The organism is Arthrobacter sp. MDT1-49-2 (assembly GCF_059090185.1).
Genome location: NZ_JBNHFK010000010.1, coordinates 1 through 23,210, shown reverse-complemented (window position 1 = coordinate 23,210; position 23,210 = coordinate 1). Strand labels below are relative to the sequence as shown.

At 68.8% G+C, this 23,210-nt stretch carries 22 protein-coding genes; 12 read left to right on the top strand and 10 right to left on the bottom strand.

From position 1 onward, the window contains the following. Positions 1-20: 20 nt before the first annotated feature. The 4 genes from AC5RTS_RS13815 to AC5RTS_RS13800 all read right to left on the bottom strand — a co-directional run bounded on the left by AC5RTS_RS13815 (position 21) and on the right by AC5RTS_RS13800 (position 6,079). Positions 21-2,966 (bottom strand): molybdopterin-dependent oxidoreductase, encoded by a 2,946-nt coding sequence (locus tag AC5RTS_RS13815; protein ID WP_493992587.1) that lies wholly within the window; start codon positions 2,964-2,966, stop codon positions 21-23. After that, positions 2,963-3,883: an FAD binding domain-containing protein gene (locus AC5RTS_RS13810; RefSeq protein WP_493992586.1), complete on the bottom strand. Its 921-nt coding sequence runs from the start codon at positions 3,881-3,883 to the stop codon at positions 2,963-2,965. Before AC5RTS_RS13810 ends, AC5RTS_RS13815 begins: the two co-directional genes overlap by 4 nt. A gap of 9 nt (positions 3,884-3,892) precedes the next feature. Continuing rightward, a complete protein-coding gene (locus AC5RTS_RS13805) occupies positions 3,893-5,125 on the bottom strand; it encodes an XdhC family protein (RefSeq protein ID WP_493992723.1) in 1,233 nt (410 codons plus the stop codon). A 357-nt stretch (positions 5,126-5,482) separates the two neighbouring features. Further along, on the bottom strand, positions 5,483-6,079 hold the full coding sequence (locus tag AC5RTS_RS13800) for a DUF3995 domain-containing protein (RefSeq protein ID WP_493992585.1): 597 nt from the start codon (positions 6,077-6,079) through the stop codon (positions 5,483-5,485). Positions 6,080-6,312: 233 nt separating this feature from the next. On the opposite strand from AC5RTS_RS13800, the gene AC5RTS_RS13795 reads away from it, so the two are divergent. After that, a complete protein-coding gene (locus tag AC5RTS_RS13795; protein WP_493992584.1) occupies positions 6,313-7,755 on the top strand; it encodes an 8-oxoguanine deaminase in 1,443 nt (480 codons plus the stop codon). Positions 7,756-7,773: 18 nt separating this feature from the next. Here the strand turns inward: AC5RTS_RS13795 and AC5RTS_RS13790 are convergent, their stop codons facing one another. After that, positions 7,774-8,157, bottom strand: coding sequence for a VOC family protein (locus AC5RTS_RS13790; RefSeq protein WP_493992583.1), 384 nt, complete (start codon positions 8,155-8,157; stop codon positions 7,774-7,776). 769 nt (positions 8,158-8,926) lie between these two features. Here AC5RTS_RS13790 and uraD point away from each other — a divergent pair. The 9 genes from uraD (at position 8,927) to AC5RTS_RS13745 (ending at position 17,681) form a co-directional block, all read left to right on the top strand. Continuing rightward, positions 8,927-9,454, top strand: coding sequence for a 2-oxo-4-hydroxy-4-carboxy-5-ureidoimidazoline decarboxylase (uraD, locus tag AC5RTS_RS13785; RefSeq protein ID WP_493992582.1), 528 nt, complete (start codon positions 8,927-8,929; stop codon positions 9,452-9,454). Then, on the top strand, positions 9,451-9,792 hold the full coding sequence (uraH, locus tag AC5RTS_RS13780) for a hydroxyisourate hydrolase (RefSeq protein WP_493992581.1): 342 nt from the start codon (positions 9,451-9,453) through the stop codon (positions 9,790-9,792). The genes uraD and uraH overlap by 4 nt, the downstream gene beginning before the upstream one ends. Positions 9,793-9,796: 4 nt before the next feature. Then, on the top strand, positions 9,797-10,717 hold the full coding sequence (pucL, locus tag AC5RTS_RS13775; RefSeq protein ID WP_493992580.1) for a factor-independent urate hydroxylase: 921 nt from the start codon (positions 9,797-9,799) through the stop codon (positions 10,715-10,717). Further along, positions 10,717-12,216 carry a nucleobase:cation symporter-2 family protein gene (locus tag AC5RTS_RS13770; RefSeq protein WP_493992579.1) on the top strand — a complete coding sequence of 500 codons (1,500 nt, stop codon included), beginning with the start codon at positions 10,717-10,719 and terminating at the stop codon, positions 12,214-12,216. The genes pucL and AC5RTS_RS13770 overlap by 1 nt, the downstream gene beginning before the upstream one ends. Positions 12,217-12,226: 10 nt before the next feature. Further along, complete coding sequence (locus AC5RTS_RS13765; protein ID WP_493992578.1) at positions 12,227-13,534, top strand: DUF6986 family protein; 1,308 nt, start codon at positions 12,227-12,229, stop codon at positions 13,532-13,534. Between the two features lie 37 nt (positions 13,535-13,571). Further along, complete coding sequence (locus tag AC5RTS_RS13760) at positions 13,572-14,411, top strand: bifunctional allantoicase/(S)-ureidoglycine aminohydrolase (RefSeq protein ID WP_493992577.1); 840 nt, start codon at positions 13,572-13,574, stop codon at positions 14,409-14,411. After that, entirely contained in the window at positions 14,411-15,283 is an 873-nt protein-coding gene (locus tag AC5RTS_RS13755) for a hydroxypyruvate isomerase family protein (protein WP_493992576.1), read from the top strand. Before AC5RTS_RS13760 ends, AC5RTS_RS13755 begins: the two co-directional genes overlap by 1 nt. Before the next feature lie 2 nt (positions 15,284-15,285). Beyond that, positions 15,286-16,647: an allantoinase AllB gene (gene allB, locus AC5RTS_RS13750; RefSeq protein WP_493992575.1), complete on the top strand. Its 1,362-nt coding sequence runs from the start codon at positions 15,286-15,288 to the stop codon at positions 16,645-16,647. A 188-nt stretch (positions 16,648-16,835) separates the two neighbouring features. Continuing rightward, entirely contained in the window at positions 16,836-17,681 is an 846-nt protein-coding gene (locus AC5RTS_RS13745) for an HpcH/HpaI aldolase/citrate lyase family protein (RefSeq protein ID WP_493992574.1), read from the top strand. A gap of 92 nt (positions 17,682-17,773) precedes the next feature. Here AC5RTS_RS13745 and AC5RTS_RS13740 read toward each other — a convergent pair whose 3' ends face one another. From AC5RTS_RS13740 to AC5RTS_RS13730, 3 genes are all read right to left on the bottom strand, one after another. Then, entirely contained in the window at positions 17,774-18,361 is a 588-nt protein-coding gene (locus tag AC5RTS_RS13740; protein WP_493992573.1) for a dienelactone hydrolase family protein, read from the bottom strand. Between the two features lie 9 nt (positions 18,362-18,370). Further along, a complete protein-coding gene (gene rraA, locus AC5RTS_RS13735) occupies positions 18,371-18,844 on the bottom strand; it encodes a ribonuclease E activity regulator RraA (RefSeq protein WP_493992572.1) in 474 nt (157 codons plus the stop codon). Positions 18,845-18,918: 74 nt separating this feature from the next. Next, complete coding sequence (locus AC5RTS_RS13730; protein WP_493992571.1) at positions 18,919-19,485, bottom strand: TetR/AcrR family transcriptional regulator; 567 nt, start codon at positions 19,483-19,485, stop codon at positions 18,919-18,921. Positions 19,486-19,593: 108 nt separating this feature from the next. Here AC5RTS_RS13730 and AC5RTS_RS13725 point away from each other — a divergent pair, with 108 nt between their 5' ends. Continuing rightward, a complete protein-coding gene (locus tag AC5RTS_RS13725; RefSeq protein WP_493992570.1) occupies positions 19,594-21,138 on the top strand; it encodes an MFS transporter in 1,545 nt (514 codons plus the stop codon). Between the two features lie 144 nt (positions 21,139-21,282). Here the strand turns inward: AC5RTS_RS13725 and AC5RTS_RS13720 are convergent, their stop codons facing one another. Continuing rightward, positions 21,283-21,723, bottom strand: coding sequence for a universal stress protein (locus tag AC5RTS_RS13720; RefSeq protein WP_493992569.1), 441 nt, complete (start codon positions 21,721-21,723; stop codon positions 21,283-21,285). Between the two features lie 111 nt (positions 21,724-21,834). Then, entirely contained in the window at positions 21,835-21,978 is a 144-nt protein-coding gene (locus tag AC5RTS_RS13715) for a hypothetical protein (RefSeq protein ID WP_493992568.1), read from the bottom strand. Between the two features lie 189 nt (positions 21,979-22,167). Between AC5RTS_RS13715 and AC5RTS_RS13710 the strand changes: the two genes are divergently transcribed. Further along, positions 22,168-23,076, top strand: a complete 909-nt coding sequence (locus tag AC5RTS_RS13710) for an SDR family oxidoreductase (RefSeq protein ID WP_493992567.1) — start codon at positions 22,168-22,170, stop codon at positions 23,074-23,076. Positions 23,077-23,210: the final 134 nt, after the last annotated feature.

Genomic DNA, 23,210 nt, shown 5'->3' with positions numbered 1-23,210 from the left:
ACGGACTTTGAGATAACGCCCTACACCGCCGGGGCCGGTGCGTCCCGTTCGCCTAGTTCCTTGGCCAGGTTCCCGGCAGCCTGCGCGTCGCTGGGACCCGCACCGCCGGAACCCGTGTCGCCGGAACCCTCCCGGGCCGCCCGCATCCCCAGATAGATGGTGTCCCGGGCGAACGGCAGCCGGGCGAACCGGATCCCGGTGGCGTCCCGCAGGGCATTGGCCAGGGCGGGAGCCACCGGGTTGAACGGGCTCTCGCTCATGGACTTGGCACCCATCGGCCCCAGCGCATCGTCGGTCTCGGCGAAGAACACCTCCGTGCGCGGCACGTCGGCGAAGGTGGGGATGTGGTACTGGCGCAGGATCCGGGTTTCCACCGTGCCCTCGGCGTCGATCCGCACCTCCTCATACAGCGCAGCGCCGAGCGCCTGGGCAATGCCGCCCTCAATCTGGCCGCGGCACTGCACCGGGTTCATCACGACGCCGGCGTCCGCGGCATGCACGCTCTGCAGGATCCGCAGCTCGCCGGTGCCGGCGTTGACCGCCACCCGGAAGCCCTGCACATTGAAGGCCACCGAGCGTGGCGTGCCGCCCCAGCGGCCCTCGGCGGACAGCTCGATCTCCTCGGCCTTGGCGCGGGCGGCGACGTCGGCCAGCGGGATCCGCTCGCCGTCGCACTCCACGCAGTCCGCGAGCAGCTGCACCTGGGCCGAGGTGTTGGAAAACAGCGACGCCGCGAAGCCCTTGAGCAGGGTGGCCAGTTCCTGCGCGGCCGCCAGCGAGGCCTTGCCTGCGACCACGGTGCCGGTGGAGCCGTAGGCACCGGTGTCGTGGTCCACCAGATCGGTGTCCGACTGGCGGATCACGATCCGGTCCGCGGTGGTGTGCAGCGCGGTGGAGGCCAGCTGCGTGTGCACGGTGGTGGTGCCGTTGCCAAACTCGGAGGTGCCCACGTCCAGCCCGTACCGGCCGTCCTCCTGCAGGGAGATCTTCGCGTGGCTGATGTGCCCGCGCGGCGGCACGGTATCGATCATGGCGACGGCGGTGCCCTCGCCGATCAGCCAGCCGTCGCCGTCGTCCGCGCCGTCGACGACGTCGGCAGCGTCACCATCGGGACCAGGCGCAGGCCCGGACGCCGCGGGTAGCTGCGCACCGGAGGTTTCCGGCCGCTGCCGTCCCTCGGCCAGCGCGCCGGAGACCAGGTCGATGCACTGGTCCAGCCCGTAGCTGCCGTAGAGCACGTCCTCGGCCGGTTCGGGGGCGGTGGAGACCATGTCATCACCCTTGGCCACCACGTTGCGGCGGCGGAATTCCAGCGGATCCATGCCCAGGCCGCGGGCCAGCTCGTCCATGGCGGATTCGATGGCGTAGATCATCTGGCTCAGCCCGTAGCCGCGGAACGCGCCGGAGGGCAGCGTGTTGGTGTACACCGAGCGCGCGTCCACCTTCTTGTTCGCGCATTTATAGACGGCCACGGATTCCCCGCAGCCGTGGAACATCACGCCGGGCGCGTGGTTGCCGTAGGCACCGGTGTTGGCGGTGACGTCCAGCGCCAGGGCGGTCAGCGTCCCGTCCGCCGCGGCACCGGCGCGGACATGCACGGCAAACGGATGCCGGGTGGTGGTGGCGGTGAACTGTTCCTCGCGGGTCAGTTCCAGCTGCACCGGCCGGTTCAGCTTCAGCGCGGCCAGCGCCACGATGTCCTCGGTCAGCATTTCCTGCTTGCCGCCGAAGCCGCCGCCCACCCGTCCGCTGAGCACCCGCACCGAGGCCGGCTTCAGGCCGAACACCCGGCACAGCGCGCGGCGGATCAGGAACGGCACCTGCGTGGAGGTGCGCACCACCAGGCGGCCCAACTCATCAAAGGACGCGATGGCGCCGTGCGTTTCCATCGCCACGTGCTGCAGCCGCTGGCTGACATAGGTGTTCTCATGCACGACGGCGGCTGCCGCGAGTCCGGCCTCCGCGTCGCCGAGCTCGGAGTGCAGTTCCGCCACGATGTTCCCGGCCGTGCCGGGATGGACCTCGGGGGCGCCGTCGGCCAGCGCGGCGTCGGTATCCAGCACCGCGGGAAGCAGCTCGTATTCGACCTTCAGCGCACGCACGCCTTCCGCGGCGGCACCGACGGACGCGGCGACGACGGCGGCCACCCGCTGGCCGCGGAACCGCATCACGGTGTCCAGGATCTTGGTGTCATCGGGATCATCGGTGTGCAGTTCGTGCTGGGCGGTGGAGAAGAGCTGGTCCGGGGAGTCCTCGTGCGTGAGCACTGCTTCGACCCCGGGGACGGCCAGCGCGGCACTGGTATCAATCGAGACAATCCGGGCGTGTGCATGCGGGGACCGCAGGATCTTCATGTGCAGCAGTCCGGGCAGCTCGGCTGCGGGCACGTCCAGGGTGTAGCGGGCGCGACCGGTGACAATGTCCCGCCCGGCCGGGGCCGGAACGCTGGTGCCGACGGTCTTCGCCGCGGGGGTGGCGACGGCGGGTGCGGCGGCGTCGCCGGGAGCCGAAGCGCCGCCGTCGTCGGGCACATCCACATGCCGGTGCCCGCAGACCGCGTCGCCGATGGCGCGGTAGCCGGTGCAGCGGCAGAGGTTGCCCTTGAGGTTCCGTGGCAGGTTGGCCTTCTGTTCCTCGTCGAAGGTGGCGGCGGTCATCACCATGCCGGCGGTACAGAAACCGCACTGGAAGCCCTGCGCGTCTAGGAACTGCTGCTGCATGGGGTGCAGCCCGTCCTCACCGGCGAGGCCCTCGATGGTGGTGATTTCCCGGCCCTCGGCCCGCACCGCGGGGTAGAGGCAACTGTGCACCGGTTTGCCGTCCACGTGCACGGTGCAGGCACCGCAGTCTCCGGCGTCGCAGCCCTTCTTGACCCCAAGGTTGCCCTGCTCGCGCAGGAAGGTCCGCAGACACTGGCCGGGGAAGGGGATGGCCTCCACCTCGGCGTCATTGATCCGGTAGGTCACAGGGAACCCTCCTTCGGGGCAGGGATATTCGTGGAAGCGGGGGCGGCGGGGGCGGGAGAGGCCGGAGCCGGGGTTGCCGGGGCCAGAGAGGCCGGAGCGGCGAGTTCGGCACGGATTTCCTCCGCCAGCCGGTCCGCCATGTAATGCCGCCATTCGGGCAGGCCGTGCACATCGTCATGCCAGAGCGCGGGGTCGATGCTCCGGTCCAGTTCGGCGCGCAGCTCGGACCGGCTCGGCAGCTCGGCGAACCGCAGCTGGACCGGACGTTTGGTGGCGGCGGTGACGGTCAGGACAAACGTGCCGTCCTCGTCCAGCCGGCCGATCACCAGCACCCCGGAGCGGCCGAGGTTGGTCAGGGACAGCCGGCGGAATGCGGTGCGGGCGCGCAGTGCCGCCGCGGGCAGGGTGATGCTGCGCAGCAGTTCGCCCGGGGCCAGCGCGGTGCGGCCGTCGCCGATGACCAGTTCGGTCACGGGCAGCCGGCGCGAGGTGCCGTCGGGGGAGTGGACCAGTGCGACGCCGTCCAGCGCCGTGGTCAGCGACGTCATGGGCCCGGCGGGCAGGCCGGTGCAGATGTTCCCGCCCACGGTGGAAACGTTCCAGACTTTGAAGGAGGCAACAAAGGAATCGCAGCACAGGGGGATCAGGCCCAGGGCCGGCCACTGCTCCCGGGCCGCTGCCGGGGCTGCGTCGGGGAAGGCGAACAGCTCGGCGATGGTGCAGGTGGCAGCAATCTCCAGGCCGGCGTCGGACACCGTCAGCGGTTCCCAGCCGGCGTCGGTGATATCCAGCAGGCGTGCCAGCGTGTCGGAGCCGTAGGAGAAGAGCACCGTCCCGCCGGCCATCCAGGCATCACCGGGGCGCCACTGCTGCGGATCCGCAGTGCGGATGACGTCGGAAACGGTAGGCATGTCCATGGTGGTCCCTTAGCTGGCGTGAAGTCGGTTGTACGGATGGATGGGCCCGCTGCGGGTGCGCAGCGGCTGCCCGCTGGCGACGGCCCCGGAGCGGGCGGCAACAATTTCGGCGAAGACCGACAATGCGGTTTCCTCCGGCGTCCCGGCGCCGATGTCCAGCCCGATGGGGGAGTGCAGCTTCTCCAGTTCGCCCGGGGTCAGGCCCGCGGCGCGCAGGGCGGCCATCCGCTGTTCGTGGCTGCGCCGGGATCCCATGGCTCCCACGTAGGCGAGGCTGCCGCGCAGGGTCTCGGCCAGCACCGGGACATCGAATTTGGCGTCATGGCTGAGCACGCAGACCACGGTCCGGGCATCCAGCTTCCCGTCCGCAGCCTCGCGGCGCAGGTACTGGTCCGGCCACTGCACCTGCACGTGGTGCGCGGCGGGGAACCGGTCCGGGGTGGTGAAGGCGGGCCGGGCGTCGCAGACGGTCACGTGGTAGCCCAGCAGCCGGCCCTGCCGGGCCAGGGCGGCGGAGAAATCATTGGCGCCGATCAGGATCAGCCGCGGCGGGGCGAGCCGGGATTCCAGGAACAGGACGGGTCCGGGCTCGCACGCAGCGTCGGAGCTGCCGCCCGCGGGCCCGGGTCTGCCCAGGGTCGAGCCGCCCAGACCGGGTCCGTCCAGTTCGACGACGCCGGTGCGTCCGGCCGCGAGCAGCGGCGCAATCCGGGCGGCGGCAGGCGCGGGGTCCGTGCCCAGCATCGCGGCCAGGGCTGCGCCGTGGGCGGCGAGGAGTCCGGCACCGGTGGCTCCGGCCGGGTCGGTGACGAGCAGCGGGGCGGCAGGTCCGCCGTCGGCAGCTGCGGCGTCGAGGGATCCGGCGGCGGCGGCTCCGGCATCGATCCGCCGGATCAGGGCGCAGGGGGCGTCGGATGCGGGGAGCGCAGGAATGCTGCCGGCCGCGACGGGCTGGATCAGAACCTCCAGAACGCCGCCGCAGGTCAGGCCGACGGCGAAGGCATCGGCGTCGCTGTAGCCGAAGGTTTCCACGCGGGAACGGCCCTCGGCGAGAACCTCCTCGGCGGCAGTGACCACGGCTGCCTCCACGCAGCCGCCCGAGAGGGAACCGGTGATTTCTCCGGTTCCGCTGATCACCATGGAGGTGCCCACCGGGCGGGGCACGGAGCCGGAGGCGCGCACGATGGTCGCCACCGCACAGGGGACGCCGTCCGCCGTGGCGGATGCCAGCGCATTGAGCATGTCCAACACTGCGGCCTACCCTCCAGCAACACCTGCCGGCGGCAACCGCCACCGGCTAACCCAGTAACCAAAGCGGTGAGTTCCCCCTGCCGGGTCACCGGGCAGAGGCCTTAAATCCGCAAAACTAATGACTAAAAACGAAACATATTACGGCGCGCATTGATCCGCCCCGGGGGCGGAAAAGAATGCATATTCCGGCACCCTCAGGAAACGATGAATGCCGCAATTGCTCCGGTAATTGCACGGAAGCCTACCACGCAGTCCCGCCGGGCGGGACACCTCGCCGGTTATGACGCGTCCGGCCGCCGGTCGGTCTTGTCACCCGGTGTCAGCACCCGGGCCGGCCGCCGGGCGGTGTTATCTCCCGGCGCCGTCACCGGCGCCGTCACCCGGGCGGGAACCCCGGGCCGGACGCCGGGCGGTGTCGTGGCCCCGCGCCGTCACCCGGGCGGTCACCCGGGCGGGGTGGCACCTGCTGCCCTCCCGCCGGGACAGCAGGAGGTACCCCAGCAGCGCCGTGCCCCAGAGCAGGAACAACGGATCCCACAGCCAGGCGTGGCCGATTATCGCGGCCCGGTCATAGCCGGACTCCGGACGGATCAGCCCGGCGAGCACCGCGTTGGCCACCACTGTGTTCGCCCCGCCGTAAAGCACCAGCAGCACGGCCCCGGCCCAGCTCAGTGCGCGCCACAGACGGGGCCGGGGCATCCTGCCGTAGGCCACGGCCACCGGGATCAGCGCTCCTGCGGTCTTGGCCAGAGCCACCAGCCCCAGCAGCAGGCCGGTCCGCAGCGGGTCATCCCGGGACTGCTGGACCGCCCATGAGCCCACCGTGTCCAGCAGCTCCTGGCCGCCCGCGGCCCAGTACAGGCTGAACACGGCATGCACCAACCCCGCGGCACAGGCCGTCCAGACGCACGCTCGACCCAGTTTCCGGCGGGTGGGGGAGTCCATGGGGAATCCAATCGCTGTCCTGGTGTTGGACCCGGAATCTTCCGCGGGCCAACACGTCACATTTTCCGGGAAGGTGCCTCCGTCTGGGTAGGGTGGGCCCGTGCGGACGGTCAGGCCACCGGCGCACAGCCGGCCCGCCGAGTACGGCCCGGAACGCAGAACCGGCCTCTTGGATCAGCAGACAAGTCCACTGAGCTGGCCCCGGGAGGGGTCTGTCTGCCCAAGGATGTTCCATGACTGCTTCAAAGCCCGCCGCCGCACCTACGGCCGCCGCCCATGCCGCTGAACCCGCCGCCGTCGTTCCCGCCGCCGTCTCCGCCTCTTCACCCGCCCGCCTCTGGATCAAGAATCCGCTGGCCGCCTTCACCGCCAACGGGCTGGACGCCGCCGGCGGCCTGGTGATCGAGAACGGGATCATCGCCGAGGTGCTCGCCGCCGGACAGGCCCCGTCCCGGCCCTGCAGCGAGGTTTTTGATGCGTCCGGCCACGTGCTGCTGCCGGGGCTGATTAATACGCATCACCACTTCTACCAAACGCTCACCCGGGCCTGGGCGCCGGTGGTGAACACCCCGCTGTTCCCGTGGCTGAAGAACCTGTATCCGGTGTGGGCGCGTCTGACCCCGGCGGATCTGGAACTGGCCACCACGGTGGCCCTGTCCGAGCTGCTCCTTTCCGGCTGCACCACCGCCGCCGACCACCACTACCTCTTCCCGGACGGGCTCGAGGACGGCATCGACGTGCAGGTGGACGTGGTGCGGAAACTGGGCATGCGGGCCATGCTCACCCGCGGTTCCATGACATTGGGGGAGGACGACGGCGGCCTGCCGCCGCAGCACACCGTCCAGGCTCCGGAGGTGATCCTCGAGGACAGCCGGCGGCTGATCCGGGACTACCACGAGCGCGGGGACGGCGCGGTGATCCAGATCGGACTCGCGCCCTGTTCCCCGTTCTCGGTCACCCGGGACATCATGCGCGACAGTGCCGCGCTCGCCGAGGAATGCGACGTCCGGCTGCACACCCACCTGGCCGAAACCATGGATGAGGAAGCCTTCTGCCTGGAGATGTTCGGGCTGCGGACGGTGGATTACCTGGAGAGCGTCGGCTGGCTGGGGGACCGGACGTGGCTGGCACACGGCGTGCACTTCAACGACGACGAGATTGCCCGGCTGGGAGCCGCGGGCACCGCCGTCGCCCACTGCCCGACGTCGAACATGCGCCTGGCCAGCGGCATCGGCCGGATGGCGGAACTGGAGGATGCCGGTGCTCCGGTGGGGCTGGGCGTGGACGGCTCGGCCTCCAATGACGCCTCGAACCTGATCCTGGAGGCGCGGCAGGCCCTGTATCTGCAGCGGCTGCGCTACGGCGCCGAAGCCATCACGCCTGAGCGTGCGCTGGGCTGGGCCACCAAGGGGTCGGCGCGGGCGCTGGGCCGGGAGGATGTGGGCGAACTGGCGCCGGGCCGGCAGGCGGACCTGGCGATGTTCCGGCTGGATGACCTGCGTTTCTCCGGCAGCCATGATCCGCTCTCGGCCCTGCTGCTCTGCGGTGCGGACCGGGCGGACCGGGTGATGGTCGGCGGTGCCTGGCGGGTGGTCGACGGGGAACTGCCCGGTGTGGATCTGCCGGAGCTGGTTGCCCGGCACACCGCGGCGGCCCGGCGGATGATGGCCGGGTAGGCGGTCCTTACAGGGGTCTCACGGGCGCCTCGCGTGCTCGGTCCACATGCCGAAGGACACCCCGGTTGGATCCCGGAAAATGCCGAACCACCGATCGTCGCCACCCAAAGCCACCCTGGCTCGCTCTACCTGGCCGCCCAGCGCCACAACACGGTTGAGTGCTGCCTCAAGATCATCGACCGCCACATACAACCGTGGTCCTGCAGATGGAGCAGGTGCAGGCGGGGCGGCCCGTTGAAGCCCGCCGATTCCTCGACCGTCGGCCTTGATGATCCAGTAGTCCGCACCCAATTCCGTGTCCGCGAAGGCAGGCTCAAAAGACCAACCTGACAGCGCTGCATGAAACTGCTGAAAGAGCTCCGGATCGGTTGTCTCGACTTCCCACCACACCACCTTGTCCATGGGCTCATGCTAGGGAAAAGCAAGCAGGCCACGACCCACAACACGCCCGGGTGGGGGGGCTGATGGGGTAGGGGTTGGGGCCAGACGGGGCAGGGGTGGGGCTGGCTGGATGGCCCGCCGGGCAGGGTGGGGGTCGTTCCTGGGCCCGTTCCTTGGTTCGTTCCCGGGCCTGCACAGGATCCCACCGAGTGGGACTGCTGTTATTGGTGGGACCCCTCCAGCACCACCAGTATCAGTCGGTGGGAGGGTGTGCGGGGGAGCGGCTGGATGTTGTCCCGCCGGGCAGGGTGGGGTCGCTCCCGGACCCGTTCCTTGGTTTGCTCCCGGACCCCTTCCCAGGCCCGCGTTCCCGGGCTGGTTCCTTGGCTCGCGCCCGGGGTCTGCACAGGATCCCACCGAGTGGGGCTGCTGTTATTGGTGGGACCCCTCCAGCACCACCAGTATCAGTCGGTGGGAGGGTGTGTGGGGGAGCGGCTGGATGGCCCCCGGGCAGGACGCCGAAGCCCGGAGATTGTCACCGGCAGACGGACACCCACGCAATACTTTCCCGGAAAAAGTCGAACGATTACCGCCGAATTTACCGGCCCGAAACATAAATCAGTTTTATTCCGACGCAAAGACATGTTTCTTGACAGATATGACGTACCTCACCCAGACTGTCCGGCATATCTATTCCGTTTGCAGGAAACATCGAATCAAGTCGGCGCCGCCGATGGTCAAGGGTGTTCAGCGCCGGCAACGGACGAGCTCTACCTGAAAGCTGACACCCGTGCCCTCAGAACCCCGTCACGAAGACGCCCCGGACTTCCTCACCGCTTTCAACGCGGCACGGAGAGCCGACGCCGAAGCCATGCTGCGTCCCTGCGTGGACGTTGATCGCTGGTGCAACGAGGTCGCCGCGGCCCGGCCGTTTGCCACCGCCGGAGAACTGCTCAGCTTCGCCGAGCTGGCCGCCCCGGACTTCACCGAGGCGGAAATCGAAGCGGCCCTGGCACACCACCCGCGGATCGGCGAGCGCCCGGCAGGTTCCGGCACCGAAGCACGCTTCTCCCGCAGCGAGCAGGCCTCCGTCAGCGGCCTTGAGGATGTGCAGGACCGGCTGCTGGCCGGCAACCGTGCCTACGAGGAGAAGTTCGGCCAGGTCTTCCTGATCCGTGCCGCCGGCCGCAGTGCCGAGGAAATCCTGGCCGCCTTGCAGGAGCGGCTCGGGCACACCCCCGCCGAGGAAGTCCCCGTCATCGCAGCCCAGCTGCGGGAAATAGCCATTCTGCGTCTGGAAGGACTGCTACACCCATGACCCGCAGCCACGTCACCACCCACATCCTGGACACCGGGGCCGGCCGTCCCGCCACCGGCGTCGCCGTCTCCCTCTGGGCCGCCGGCGGGAACGGCTGGGACCAGGTCGGGGAAGGCACCACCGACGCCGACGGCCGGGTGGGCAGCCTGGGCCCGGAGCAGCTCACCCCGGGCACCTACCGGATCGACTTCGCCACCGGCGACTACTTTGCCGCCACCGGCACCGAGACTTTCTTCCCCAGCGTTTCCCTCACTTTCGCCCTGACCGACGCGACCCAGCACTATCACGTACCTCTGCTGCTGAGCCCCTTCGCCTACTCCACCTACCGAGGAAGCTAAACCCATGACAGAAACCACGCAGGCCACCACCGCAGCCCGGATTGTCCTCGGCAGCAACCAGTACGGGAAGGCCGAGGTGCGGCTGGTGAAGGTCACCCGTGACACCGCCCGGCACCAGCTCGAAGACCTCAGCGTCACCAGCCAGCTGCACGGCGACTTCGAGGCCGCGCACACCGAGGGCGACAACGCCCACGTGGTGGCCACGGATACACAGAAGAACACCATTTACGCCTTCGCCCGCGACGGCGTCGGCTCGCCGGAGGCGTTCCTGCTGCGCCTGGAGCGGCACTTCACCGGCGGCTTCGAGTGGGTATCCGGCGGCCGCTGGGCCGCGGAACAGTACTTCTGGAACCGGATCAGCGACCATGACCACGCCTTCGCGAAGGACAAGTCCGAAATCCGCACCACGGTGCTCGTCTCCGAGGGCGGCCGGCAGCACCTGGTCTCCGGCATCAGCGGCCTGACCGTGCTGAAGTCCACCGGCTCCGAGTTCCACAGCTTCCCCCGGGACCGCTACACCACGCTGGCCGAAACCACGGACCGGATCCTGGCCACCGACGTGACCGCCAAGTGGCGCTACGCCCCGGACACGGACCTGGACGCGCTGGACTTCAACGCCCTGTACGCCTCCGCCCGCACCCTGCTGCTGGACGCGTTCGCGAATACGCACTCCCTGGCCCTGCAGCAGACCATGTTCGAGATGGGCAAGGCCGTTATCGCCGCGCATCCGGAGATCGCCGAAGTGCGGCTCTCGCTCCCGAACAACCACCACTTCCTGGTGGACCTGGCGCCGTTCGGCCTGGACAACCCCAACGAGGTCTTCTTCGCCGCGGACCGGCCCTACGGCCTGATCGAAGCCTCCGTGCTGCGCGAAGGCGTGAACTCCGACTCGCCGGTATGGAATACCGTGGGCGGTTTCTGCTGATGGGCCGCAAACACAGCACCGCAACCGCCGGCGGCGCGCCCGCCCGCCCGGAAGACGCCCGCCTGCCGCTGGGCAGCACCTTCGCCTACGGCTTCCAGCACGTGCTCACCATGTACGGCGGCATCATCGCCCCGCCGCTGATTGTCGGCACCGCCGCCGGACTGGATTCCGCCGACGTCGGCATGCTCGTGGCCGCCTGCCTGTTCGTGGGCGGCCTGGCCACGCTGCTGCAGACCGTCGGCATCCCGTTCTTCGGCTCCCAGCTGCCCCTGGTCCAGGGTGTGTCCTTCGCCGGGGTAGCCACCATGACCGCCATCCTCGACGGCGGCGGCGGCCTGCAGTCCGTGTTCGGTGCGGTGATTGTCGCGTCCCTGATCGGCCTGCTGATCACCCCGGTGTTCGCCAAGGTGATCCGCTTCTTCCCACCGGTGGTCACCGGCGTCGTCATCACCACCATCGGCCTGACCCTGATGCCCGTGGCCGCGAACTGGGCCATGGGCGGCAGCAGCGCCGCCCCGGACTACGGCAGCGTCTCGAACATCGGCCTGGCCGCGCTGACCCTGCTGCTGGTGCTGCTGCTGAGCAAGCTGGGCAACTCCACCATCTCCCGGCTTTCGATCCTCATCGCCATTGTGCTGGGCACCGTCTTCGCCGTCGTCACCGGCAAGGCCGATTTCTCCGCCGTCGGCACCGGTGCGATCTTCGCCGTTCCGGAACCCTTCGCCTTCGGCATGCCGACCTTCGAGGCCGCGGCCATCATCTCCATGGTGATCGTGATCCTGGTGACCCTGACCGAGACCACCGCGGACATAATTGCGGTGGGCGAGATTGTGGAAACCAAGGTGGATTCCAAGCGCATCGCCAACGGCCTGCGCGCGGACATGCTCTCCAGCGCCCTGTCCCCGGTGTTCAACTCCTTCACCCAGAGCGCCTTCGCCCAGAACGTGGGCCTGGTGGCCATCACCGGCGTCAAGAGCCGGTTTGTGGTCAGCGCCGGCGGCCTGATCCTTGTCATCCTGGGCCTGCTCCCGGTCCTGGGCCGGGTAGTGGCAGCGGTGCCGACGCCGGTACTTGGCGGCGCAGGCATTGTCCTGTTCGGCACGGTGGCGGCCAGCGGCATCCGCACCCTGGCGAAGGTGGACTACCGCAACAACATGAACTTCATTATCGTGGCCACGTCCATCGGCTTCGGCATGATCCCGATTGCCGCTCCCACCTTCTATGACCAGTTCCCCACCTGGTTCGGCACCATCTTCCACTCCGGCATCAGCTCCGCGGCCGTCATGGCCATCCTGATGAACATCCTCTTCAACCACATCCGCACCGGCAACTCCGAGGATCCCTCGGTCTGGGCCGAAGGTTCCAACCGGATTGTGCGCATTGAGGACCCGGCGGCGCTGAAGGACGGCGACCACATGCAGGACGGGAAACTGCTCGACGCCGACGGCCAGGAAGTCCCGCTGGCCACCACCGGCAGCACCGAAAACGACCCCCACTAGGACCGTGACCGTGAAACCCTCCACCGCCCCCGCACCCGCGCCCGTCCTGGGCGACGGCCACCTGCACCGCCTGGACGCCGTCCTGGCGGATACCGACCGGCTGCTGGCCGCCGCCTACCCCGGCGACGCAGGTACTCGGCAGCCCGTGCACACCGTCTACATTCCGGCCGACCGCTGCGTCCCGGCCCTGCCTGCCCACTGGGGCCGGGAGGGCCTGGCCGCCGCGGCGGCGCAGGGATCGCTGACGGACCTGGCAGCGGTGACGGGGCTGGATGCGGACCTCGCGGCCGCCGTCGTGCCCCTGGTTGAAGCGAAACTGCAGAGCGAACCCATCGAGGACCTGCGGCTGGACTTCGAGGACGGGTACGGCGTGCGGCCGGACGAGGAGGAGGACACCCACGCCCGGCAGGCCGCCGCCGCGGTGGCAGCGGCCGTGGCGGACGGGACCGCCCCGCCGTTTGTCGGCATCCGCTTCAAGTGTTTCGAGGCCCCCACCCGGGCCCGCGGCGTGCGCACCCTGGACCTGTTCCTGGCCGGCCTGCTTGCGGCCGGGGACCTTCCGGAGGGCCTGGTCCTGACCCTGCCCAAGGTCTCCACGGTGGAGCAGGTGGAGGCCATGGTCTACACCTGTGAACGGCTGGAGGAAGCGCACGGGTTGGAACCGGGCCGGCTGCGGTTCGAGGTGCAGGTGGAAACCCCGCAGCTGATCCTGGCTGCCAACGGCACGGTGCCCGCGGCGCAGCTGATCCACCGCGGCAAGGGTCGGATCTCCGCACTGCACTACGGCACCTATGACTACAGCGACTCGGTGCAGATTGCCGCCGAATACCAGTCCATGGAGCACCCGGCCGCCGACTACGCCAAGGCCGTGATGCAGGTGGCCGTCGCCGGCACCGGCGTCCGGCTCTCGGACGGCTCCACCAACATCCTGCCGCTGGGCAACCCGGAGGAGATCCGCGCCGCCTGGCAGCTGCACGCCCGCCTGGTGCGCCGCTCCCTGGAACGCGGCTTCTACCAGGGCTGGGACCTGCATCCGGCCCAGCTGCCCACCCGCTTCCTGGCCACCTACGCCTTCTACCGGCAGGGGTTCGACGCCGCTGCCCGCCGGCTGCACACCTACGTCGCCAAGCTCGAGGGAACGGTGCTGGACGAGCCGGCCACCGCCCGCGCGCTGGCCCGGTTTGTGCACCGCGGACTCCTCTGCGGAGCCCTCACCGAGGAGGAAGTGGCCGAGGGCACCGGGCTGACCGGCGTCGAACTCGCCGCCCTGGCCCATCCCAAGGCCGCTCCGGCCACTTCCCGCCCCACCACGTCCTGACCTGCAACATTCCCCACCCCCAAAGAAGGTCCGCTAGATGAATACCCCTCAGTCCGACTCCCCGCGCTACTACGCAGCCGCCGGCGGCCTGCCGGGCCAGACCGAGCTGCTCACCGGCCGCGCCGTGGTGACCGAGGCCTACACCGTGATTCCCCGCGGCGTGCTGCGAGACATTGTCACCAGCGTGCTGCCCGAATGGACTGACACGCGCACCTGGATCCTGAACCGGCCCGTGGCCGGCGGCGCCACCACCTTCGCCCAGTACCTGGTGGAGGTGGCACCCGGCGGCGGCTCCCGCGCGCCGGAACCGGAAGTGACAGTGGAATCCTTCGTGTTCGTGCTGGAGGGAACCCTCACCGTCCGGCTGCTCGGCCGGGACCATGTCCTGACCCCGGGCGGCTTCGCTTACCTGCCCCCGGAAGCCCTGTGGAGCGCCTACAACGAGGGCAGCGAACCGGCCAAGTTCCAGTGGATCCGCAAGGCGTACCAGCCGCTCACCGGCCACACGCCGCAGCCGCTCTTCGGCAACGAGCAGGACATTGAACCGAACGCGATGCCGGACACGGACAACAAATGGCGCACCACCCGGATGATTCCGGTGGATGACGTGGCCTATGACATGCACGTGAACGTGGTGACCTTCGAACCCGGCGCGGTGATTCCGTTTGCCGAGACCCACGTGATGGAACACGGGCTCTACGTGCTGGAGGGCAAAGCGGTGTACCGGCTGAACCAGGACTGGGTGGAGGTTGAGGAAGGGGACTACATGTCCCTGCGCGCCTTCTGCCCGCAGGCCTGCTACGCCGGCGGCCCCTCGAACTTCCGTTACCTCCTGTACAAGGACGTCAACCGCCAGGTCCTGCTCGGCGGCCGGTAATGACGGCGTCCGACGGCGGCCCGCTGGCCGGGTACTCGGTGAACTGCTCCACGCTGTTCACCGAGCTGCCGCTGCTCGAACGCCCTGCCGCCGCGCGGGCCGCCGGGTTCGGCACGGTGGAATTCTGGTGGCCGTTCGAGGAGCCGGTACCTGCCGAAGGGCAGATCCGGGAGTTCGAGGCCGCCGTCCGCGACGCCGGCGTGCAGCTGGGGGCGCTGAACTTCTACGGAGGGGACATGCCCGCCGGGGAGCGCGGCGTGCTGTCGCTGCCGGACCGGGGCGATCAGTTCCGGGCCAACACGGCAGTGGTGGCCGGGATCGGGGAGCGCCTGGGCTGCCGGCTGTTCAACGCCCTGTACGGCAACCGCAGCACGGGCTGCACCCCCGAGGAGCAGGACGCCGAAGCGCTGCGGAACCTGCGTGCCGCCGCCCGAGCCGTCGCGCCCTTCGGCGGGACGGTGCTGCTTGAACCCCTCAGCGGTGCCCCGGACTACCCGCTGCACACCGCGGCGGACGCGGCAGCCGTACTGCAGCAGGCGCACGACGCCGGGGCGGAGAACGTCGCGCTGCTCGCGGACTTCTATCATTTGGCGGTCAACGGCGAGGATGTGGCCGCGCTGATTGCTGACGACGCGGCGCGGTTCGGGCACGTGCAGATTGCCGACGCACCCGGCCGCGGCGCACCGGGCACCGGCAGCCTGCCCCTGGCCCGGTGGGTGCGGGAGCTCCGCGCCGGCGGGTACGCGGGGGATGTCTCGCTGGAGTACTTCGCGCCGGCGGACGGGATGACACTGCCGGACGGCACGTCCCTGCAGGATTTTTTGGTAGCCGGTGACACATCGCCGGATGGTGTTTCTTCAACGGAGGTTTAGTGATGGGTAGTTCGTCAGCGCAGGAAACGCATTTCGACCTGGTGATCCGCGGCAACGCCGTGCTCACCCCTGAAGGGACCATCCCCGCCGAAGTGGGGGTGCGCAACGGGGTGATTGCCGCCGTCGTTCCCCTGGGCACCGGACTGGAAGGTGACCGGCTGATCGAGCTGGCCGCGGACGAGACCCTGCTGCCCGGCCTGGTGGACACCCACGTGCACGTGAACGAGCCCGGCCGCACCGAGTGGGAGGGGTTCGCCTCCGCCACCCGTGCCGCCGCCGCTGGCGGGGTCACCACGCTGATCGACATGCCGCTGAACAGCATTCCGCCCACCGTGAGCGTGGAGGCGCTGGACATCAAGCGCGCCGTCGCGGCCCCCCAGTCCGCGGTGGACGTGGGCTTCTGGGGCGGAGCCGTGCCCGGCAACCTGGCGGACCTGCGCCCGCTGCATGAGGCCGGCGCGTTCGGCTTCAAATGCTTCCTGGTCCATTCCGGCGTGGACGAGTTCCCGCACCTGGAACCGGCCGAAATGGAAGCGGCGCTCGCCGAACTGAAAACCTTCGACGCCCTGCTGATTGTGCATGCCGAGGATCCCGCGGCCATCGCGGACACCCCGCCGGGTGCGCAGTACTCCGGGTTCCTCGCTTCCCGCCCGCCGGCCGCCGAGAACACGGCCATTGCGGGGGTCATCGACGCGGCCCGGCGCACCGGCGGCCGGGCGCACATCCTGCACCTGTCCTCCGCCGAGGCTCTGCCGCTGATCCGCACCGCCAAGGCCGACGGCGTGCGGCTGACCGCCGAGACCTGCCCGCACTACCTCACGCTGAAGGCGGAGGAGATTCCCGACGGCGCGACGGCGTTCAAATGCTGCCCGCCGATCCGCGAGGATGCGAACCGGGAACAGCTGTGGGACGGCCTGGCGGACGGGACCATCGACTGCATTGTCTCCGACCATTCGCCCAGCACCCTGGATCTGAAGGACCTGGAGAACGGGGACTTCGGCGTGGCCTGGGGCGGGGTTTCCTCGCTGCAGCTGGGCCTGGCACTGATCTGGACGGAGGCCCGCACCCGCGGAATCAGCCTGGAGCAGGTGCTGCGCTGGATGTCCGCCGCCCCGGCGGAACTGGCAGGCCTGGACCGCAAGGGAGCCATTGCCGAGGGCAACGACGCCGACTTCGCCGTCTTCGCCGCGGAGGACACCTTCACCGTGGATCCGGCTGCCCTGCAGCACAAGAACCCGATCACGCCCTACGCCGGAAAGCAGCTGACCGGCGTCGTCCGGCGCACGCTGCTCGCGGGCGCCGACGTGGACCCGGCGGCACCCGCCGGCCGGCTGCTGCGCCGCGGCGAGGCTACCGGCGCCTAGGAGCGCCTGACCTGCGGGCCCCGCCCTTCTGCGCACCCAGCTGGACCGCGGGCCCTCCCGGGTCGCTTGCCCTGCCGGGCAGCAGGAGCACCCCTGGATGCTCCTGCTGCCCACACCAGCCGGTGATGGTGGCCACATGACGCCCGTCGCATTTTAGTAACTGCCAAGCCTGAAAGTAGTGTCTTCTTATGGCCCCATTTCGAAACAGCCGCGCTGCTGCGCTCCCCGCGAAACTTTCCCGTTCCTGGCTGCTCGCTTCGGCAGCCGATGAAGCGAACTTTGCGCCGGCGCTGGCGTCCGAGGCCGATTCGGTGGTCTTCGACATGGAAGACGCGGTGCCTGCGGACGGCAAGGCCGAAGCCCGCGAGCGGGTGGTGGAGGCACTGTCCACCGGCATGACCGCCTGGGTGCGCGTCAACGGCATCGAAACCGATTACTGGGCCGATGACCTGGCAGCACTCTCCAAAGCCCCGGGACTGCGCGGCGTGATGCTCGCAATGACGGAAAAGCCCGAGCAGGTCACCCACACCGCCATGCGGCTGCAGGCCGGCACCCCGGTGCTCGCCCTGGTGGAATCCGCCCTCGGTATTGAGAACGCCACGGCCATTGCCAGTGCTCCCGGCACCTTCCGCCTCGCCTTCGGCGTCGGCGATTTCCGCCGCGACACCGGCGCCTCGGACGAGCCGATGGCGCTGGCCTATGCCCGCTCCAAGCTCGTGGTCGCCTCCCGCGTGGGCCAGCTGCCCGGCCCCATCGACGGACCCACCGTGGGTGCCGTGGGGGAGCCCCTGCTGGAGGCGTGCAAGGTCACCCAGAGCATGGGCATGACCGGCAAGCTCTGCCTGATGCCCGAGGCCACGGACTACATCAACCGCGGACTCTCGCCCAGCGAATCCGAAATCACCTGGGCACATGAGCTGCTCGAAGCGCACGCGGCCGGTGCCGTGGTGGGCGACGGCTCCTACCTGCCCCGCCTGGCCCGCGCGCAGAAGATCTCCTCGCTGGCGGACTCCTACGGACTCTGGAACGCGTAGGGATTCCTTCCCCAAACCTCGAAGCTGCGGCGCCCCCGTGCGGGTGCCGCAGCTTCTGTGGTTAAGGCCTGTGGATAGGGGACCGGGCCGGGTCAGCCGGCAGCATCGGTGCGCTCCAGCAGCTGCAACACCATCCGTGTGAAGGCGAACGAAGCATCCATGTCGAAGTCCGGCTGGCTGATGTCTGCGAACAGGTGCGAAGCGCCCATATACAGGATCAGGTCTGCGTCAGGGCTGGATGCGGCCAGGTTTTCCGCGGCATCCAGGTCCCCCTCCTCCGCGAAGTACGGGTCCGCGTCCATGCCGTGGATCTGAACGGGCACGCCTGCCGGCCAGGTATCGCCGTAGGCGCCCAGCGGCAGGCAGGCGCTGACCAGCACGGCACCGCGCGCACCGGGCCGGGTCTGCGCCAGCCGCTGTGCCGGCATCACGCCCAGCGAAAAGCCGATATAGACCAGCTCCGGCGGGAAGCGCTCGGCAATCTGCACGCCCAGCTCCTCGATGGCGTCCATGCCGACTTCCTGCGCGTACTCAACGCCTTCCTCCAGATCACCGAAGACCCGGCCGTCATAGAGGTCCGGCACCGTGACCGTGTGCCCGGCTTCGCGCAGCACCTCGGCAAAGGCATCCATGCCGGCCGTAAGGCCAAGCGCGTGGTGGAACAGCAGCACATTGGCCACGGGGGACTCCTAAGGTTCGACGAGGATGCCGTCCTCGTCGGCAAACAGCGTCGCGCCGGGACGGAAGGTGACACCGCCGAACTCTACGGGCACGTCTACCTCGCCGGCAGAGTTCTTGGCGCTCTTGCGCGGATTGGAGCCCAGCGCCTTCACACCCAGCGGCAGCTTGGCGACGGCGGAGCGGTCGCGGATGGGCCCGTTGATGACGACGCCGGCCCAGCCGTTCTCCACGGCGGCGGCGGCAATCATGTCCCCCATCAACGCGGTGTTCAGGGACCCGGCGCCGTCGATCACCAGGACCGCGCCGTTGCCGGGGGAGTTCAGCAGGGACTTGATCAGCCCGTTGTCCTCCAGGCACCGGACGGTGCGGATGGGGCCGGTGAAGGCGGTGTGTCCGCCCAGGTCCTGGAACTGCAGTGAAACGGAGGCCAGTTCCTCGCCGCGCTCGTCATAAAGGTCAGCTGTGCTCAGTCGGGTTTCCATGCCCACTACTGTGGCAGAGCGCACAGGGCCGGACCGAACTGCCACGCCGGATCCGGCAAGGTTTGCCCGGCAGGTTACGCGTGCGTCTGCCGGGCGTGGGCCTTCAGCAGGTCCACTACCTCGAGCAGCTCGGGCACGGAGCGCGAACGGTCATTGCGGTTGTCCTGCGGCCAGCCGCCGGGCAGGCCCTCGTTGTAATACAGTCCGTCCGCGAGCAGCATGATCGCCCGGGAAATCGCCGGATCGCCCACTTCCTGCTGCACCAGGTCAAACCAGCTGTGGTGGATCTCCTTCAGCAGGTCCGAGGCCACCGGGTCGGAGGCCTGGGCCAGGCGCACCACGCCGATCAGGGCGCGGTCCAGTTCGCTGCCCACGTAGACCGAACCACGCACCAGGTACCGCGACGGTCCTTCCGGATCCTCACGCATGGTCTGCAGATCCGCGGCGGCCAGCTCGCGCAGCTTCTCGATCAGGGCGCCCGCCATCGCCTCCTTGTTCTTGAAGTGGTACAGCAGCCCGCCCTTGGAGACTTCGGCGCGGGCAACCACGGCATCAAGGGTGGCCCCGCGGGGGCCCTCGTTGATGAGCAGCTCTTCGTAGGCGTCAAGGATGCGGTCCCGGGCGGGACGAGGGGTGGACATGCTTTTACGCTACGCCATCAGGCGACATATAAGCGGCAATTTGGGAACCGTACAGTCTAGACGGTACAGTAGATGGTCGGGGTTTTCCCGTGCCCAAAAACAAAGCTGATGTATCAGAAGGAGGATGCCGTGCTGGCCGTCCAGGAAAAGCCCGCAGTAACGCGTGCAGGTAAGCGCGAATGGTGGGGGCTCGTTGTCCTGATGCTGCCGGTGCTGCTGATCTCCATCGACAACAACGTGCTCAGCTTCGCCATCCCGTCGTTGTCGCAGGCGCTGGCGCCCACCGGCGTCGAACTGCTGTGGATCGTGGACATCTACGCCCTGGTCCTGGCCGGACTGCTGGTCCCCATGGGCAGTCTCGGCGACCGGATCGGCCGGCTGAAGCTGCTGATGATCGGCAGTGCCGGCTTCGGTGTCTTCTCCCTGGTGGCGGCGTTTGCGCCCTCGGCCATGCTGTTGATTGTTGCCCGCGCGCTGATGGGTGTCTTCGGTGCCATGCTGATGCCCGCCACCCTGTCCCTGATCCGCAACATCTTCGAGGACCCCTCCCAGCGCAGGATTGCCGTGGCCATCTGGGCGGCAGGCTTCTCCGGCGGCGCGGCCCTCGGCCCGATTGTGGGCGGCGTCCTACTGGAGCACTTCTGGTGGGGCTCGGTGTTCCTGCTCTCCATTCCGGTGCTGCTGCCCCTGCTGATCTTCGCCCCGATCCTGCTGCCTGAGTCCAAGGACCCGAGCCCCGGGGCAGTGGACCGGCTCGGCGTGGTCCTGGTCATGGGGGCCATGCTCTCGGTCACCTACGGCATCAAGACCTTCGCGCACGACGGCGCCGGCGCGGGACTTCCGTTCATCGCCGCCGGCCTGGTGCTCGGGTACTTCTTTACCCGCCGCCAGCTGTCCCGCGAGAAGCCGATGCTCGACGTGCGGCTGTTCCGGAACCCCGTTTTCAGCGGCTCCATTGCGGCGAACCTGCTCAGCCTGTTCGCCATGGTCGGCTTCATCTTCTTCCTCTCCCAGCACCTGCAGCTGGTGGTCGGCCAGACACCCATCGAGGCCGGACTGACCATGCTGCCGGGCCTGGTGCTGACCATCATTACCGGCCTGGCCGTGGTGCCCCTGGTGAAGCGGGTCCGCCCGGCCGTGGTGGTGGCCGGCGGGCTGCTGTTCAACGCCGCCGGCTACGGCCTGGTGTTTGCGGCCGGGGAGAACGTCACCGTGATGACCCTGGTCGTTGCGTTCCTGCTGCTCGGTGTGGGCGTGGGGGCGGCTGAAACCATCTCCAATGACCTGATCCTGGCCAGCGTTCCGCCCTCCCGCGCAGGATCCGCCTCTGCCATTTCCGAGACCGCCTACGAGATCGGCTCCGTGCTGGGAACCGCCGTGTTGGGCAGCATCCTCACCGCCGCCTATCGCAGCGGCGTCTCTGTCCCCGGAGGACTGAGCCCGGAGCAGACGGCTGCCGCCGGGGAAACCCTGGGCGGCGCGGTGCACGTGGCCGAAGGACTGCCCGCGGAGCAGGCGGCGTCACTGCTGCATTCGGCGCAGGTGGCCTTCGATTCAGGTGTCAGTGTCACCACGCTCATCGGTGTGATCACCATGGTGCTCGCCGCCATCGGTGCCGGAATCCTGATTCGCCGGGTGCCGGCCCACCGCTGACGGTCTGTCCCGGGTGTGCGATTCCGGGGCACCCGTGTGCCGTGATCCTGATCTGCTGCCCGGACCTCGAGCCGGGACCTCGCGCCGCAGTCTGGTGCCCCGTCCCGGCACGTCCGGCCCGGTGTAGCTAGTCCGGTGCGGTGGTTAGTCCCGGTGCGTCCGGGCAATCAGCACCGGGCAGTAGGCATGAGCTGCCACAGTGTGACTGACGGAGCCAAGCAGCAGCCCGGCAAATCCGCCGCGGCCGCGGTTGCCCACCACCAGCATTTCTGCTCCGCGGCTGGCCTCGATCAACACCCGTGCCGCCTGGCCGGCTACTGCCTCCCGGGTCAGGCCCTTGGGAACGCTGGTGCCCTCAAAAGCGGCGTCCACCGCATCCGACAGGGCCTGCTCGGCCTCAACCTGCGGGGAGAACTCCGAGGTGGGGAACGGCATGGCCAGCATTGCCGGGTATTCCCAGACAGTGAGCGCCTGGATTTTGCAGCCGAGCAGCCCGGCGAGCCGCGCCGCCTGCCGCAGGGCCTGGATGGACTCCTCGGACCCGTCCATACCCACCACAATCCGTTTCCGGGATGCCTCAGCCATGGGGGTTCCTTTCAAGGGGCGGCCAGATACCAAGTAGTGTGCGCGTTCTGTATGCGTCACGGCCAGAGCAGATGCGGGCAATCTCCAAAAGATGGCGCAGATGTCCGCACGTCACCGCTCCGCCGCAACCGACGTCTTCGTGCTCACCGCTCCGCCGCAACCGACGTCGTCGTGCTCACCGTCCTGAAGCGGCCGTGCTCCGACGTCGTCGTGCTCCCGTCCTGCAGCGGCCAGGCCCCGACGTCTTCGTGCCACCGTCCTGCAGCGGCCGTGCGCCAGCCCCTTCGTGCTCCCCGCCGTCGTCGTGGTCCGCCCCGACTTGAGCCGGAACGACTCTCGGGCATAGGGTAGTAAGCATACTTACGTAATCGTGAGTGACCGCCTTTTGCGGCGGCCCCGACCGGACCGCCCGAATGGACTGACCTACCGAAAGTGGGAACTTCTATGACAAACGGCAACAACTCGGACCAGTACACCTTCCAGAACCCGGTAGACCGCTACCCGAGCATCGCTCCGCCGGTGCAGGACCAGAGCGAGCCCGGCCTGGATAAGGACATGACCCCGCACGTGGACCACGGCGAGGACACCTACCACGGCACCGGCCGGCTGGAGGGCCGCAAGGCGCTCGTGACCGGCGGCGACTCGGGCATCGGTGCGGCCGTGGCCATCGCCTTCGCCCGGGAGGGCGCCGACGTCGCCATCTCCTACCTCCCCGAGGAGGAGCCCGACGCGCAGCACATTGCCGAAGTCATTGAGAAGACCGGACGCAAGGTCGTGAAGCTTCCCGGTGACCTCAAGGACGCCGAATACTGCGCGCAGCTGGTGGAAGACGCCGTTGCCGGCCTTGGCGGGCTGGACATCCTGGTCAACAACGCCGGCAAGCAGATTGCGGTGGATAACCTCGAGGACCTCTCCGACGAGCAGCTGGACCACACCTTCAAGACGAACATCTACTCGTTCTTCCGGGTGACCAAGGCCGCCCTGAAGCACCTGCCGGCGGGTTCGAGCATCATCAACACCACCTCGATCCAGGCCTACGAGCCGTCGCCGAACCTGCTGGACTACGCCAGCACCAAGGCTGCGATCAACAACTTCACCAAGGGCCTGGGCCAGCAGCTGGCTCCCAAGGGCATCCGCGTGAACGCCGTGGCGCCGGGTCCGTTCTGGACTCCGCTGCAGCCCAGCGACGGGCAGAACAAGGAAGACCTGCCCGAGTTCGGCCAGAGCGTTCCGTTGGGCCGCGCCGGCCAGCCGACCGAACTGGCTCCGGCCTACGTCTTCCTGGCGTCCCCGGAATCCAGCTACGTGATTGGCGAGACGCTGAACGTCAACGGCGGCACTCCTTCGCCGTAACGCCTGCAGTCACATGCAGTGCGCCACAGGGGCCCCGCATTGAACTGCTCCCCGAAAGTTGGACTGAGAAATCAGTTCTAACTTACGGGGAGCAGTTCTATGCCTGCGCGCAGTTCATTGTCCGAGGACCAACG

Excerpts from the sequence above, each read along its gene's own strand:
- AC5RTS_RS13810 (WP_493992586.1), bottom strand. The coding sequence starts at position 3,883 with ATGGACATGCCTACCGTTTCCGACGTCATCCGCACTGCGGATCCGCAG.
- AC5RTS_RS13805 (WP_493992723.1), bottom strand. The coding sequence starts at position 5,125 with ATGCTCAATGCGCTGGCATCCGCCACGGCGGACGGCGTCCCCTGTGCG.
- AC5RTS_RS13800 (WP_493992585.1), bottom strand. The coding sequence starts at position 6,079 with ATGGACTCCCCCACCCGCCGGAAACTGGGTCGAGCGTGCGTCTGGACG.
- AC5RTS_RS13795 (WP_493992584.1), top strand. The coding sequence starts at position 6,313 with ATGACTGCTTCAAAGCCCGCCGCCGCACCTACGGCCGCCGCCCATGCC.
- AC5RTS_RS13790 (WP_493992583.1), bottom strand. The coding sequence starts at position 8,157 with ATGGACAAGGTGGTGTGGTGGGAAGTCGAGACAACCGATCCGGAGCTC.
- uraH (WP_493992581.1), top strand. The coding sequence starts at position 9,451 with ATGACCCGCAGCCACGTCACCACCCACATCCTGGACACCGGGGCCGGC.
- pucL (WP_493992580.1), top strand. The coding sequence starts at position 9,797 with ATGACAGAAACCACGCAGGCCACCACCGCAGCCCGGATTGTCCTCGGC.
- AC5RTS_RS13770 (WP_493992579.1), top strand. The coding sequence starts at position 10,717 with ATGGGCCGCAAACACAGCACCGCAACCGCCGGCGGCGCGCCCGCCCGC.
- AC5RTS_RS13760 (WP_493992577.1), top strand. The coding sequence starts at position 13,572 with ATGAATACCCCTCAGTCCGACTCCCCGCGCTACTACGCAGCCGCCGGC.
- AC5RTS_RS13755 (WP_493992576.1), top strand. The coding sequence starts at position 14,411 with ATGACGGCGTCCGACGGCGGCCCGCTGGCCGGGTACTCGGTGAACTGC.
- allB (WP_493992575.1), top strand. The coding sequence starts at position 15,286 with ATGGGTAGTTCGTCAGCGCAGGAAACGCATTTCGACCTGGTGATCCGC.
- AC5RTS_RS13745 (WP_493992574.1), top strand. The coding sequence starts at position 16,836 with ATGGCCCCATTTCGAAACAGCCGCGCTGCTGCGCTCCCCGCGAAACTT.
- rraA (WP_493992572.1), bottom strand. The coding sequence starts at position 18,844 with ATGGAAACCCGACTGAGCACAGCTGACCTTTATGACGAGCGCGGCGAG.
- AC5RTS_RS13730 (WP_493992571.1), bottom strand. The coding sequence starts at position 19,485 with ATGTCCACCCCTCGTCCCGCCCGGGACCGCATCCTTGACGCCTACGAA.
- AC5RTS_RS13725 (WP_493992570.1), top strand. The coding sequence starts at position 19,594 with ATGTATCAGAAGGAGGATGCCGTGCTGGCCGTCCAGGAAAAGCCCGCA.
- AC5RTS_RS13720 (WP_493992569.1), bottom strand. The coding sequence starts at position 21,723 with ATGGCTGAGGCATCCCGGAAACGGATTGTGGTGGGTATGGACGGGTCC.
- AC5RTS_RS13710 (WP_493992567.1), top strand. The coding sequence starts at position 22,168 with ATGACAAACGGCAACAACTCGGACCAGTACACCTTCCAGAACCCGGTA.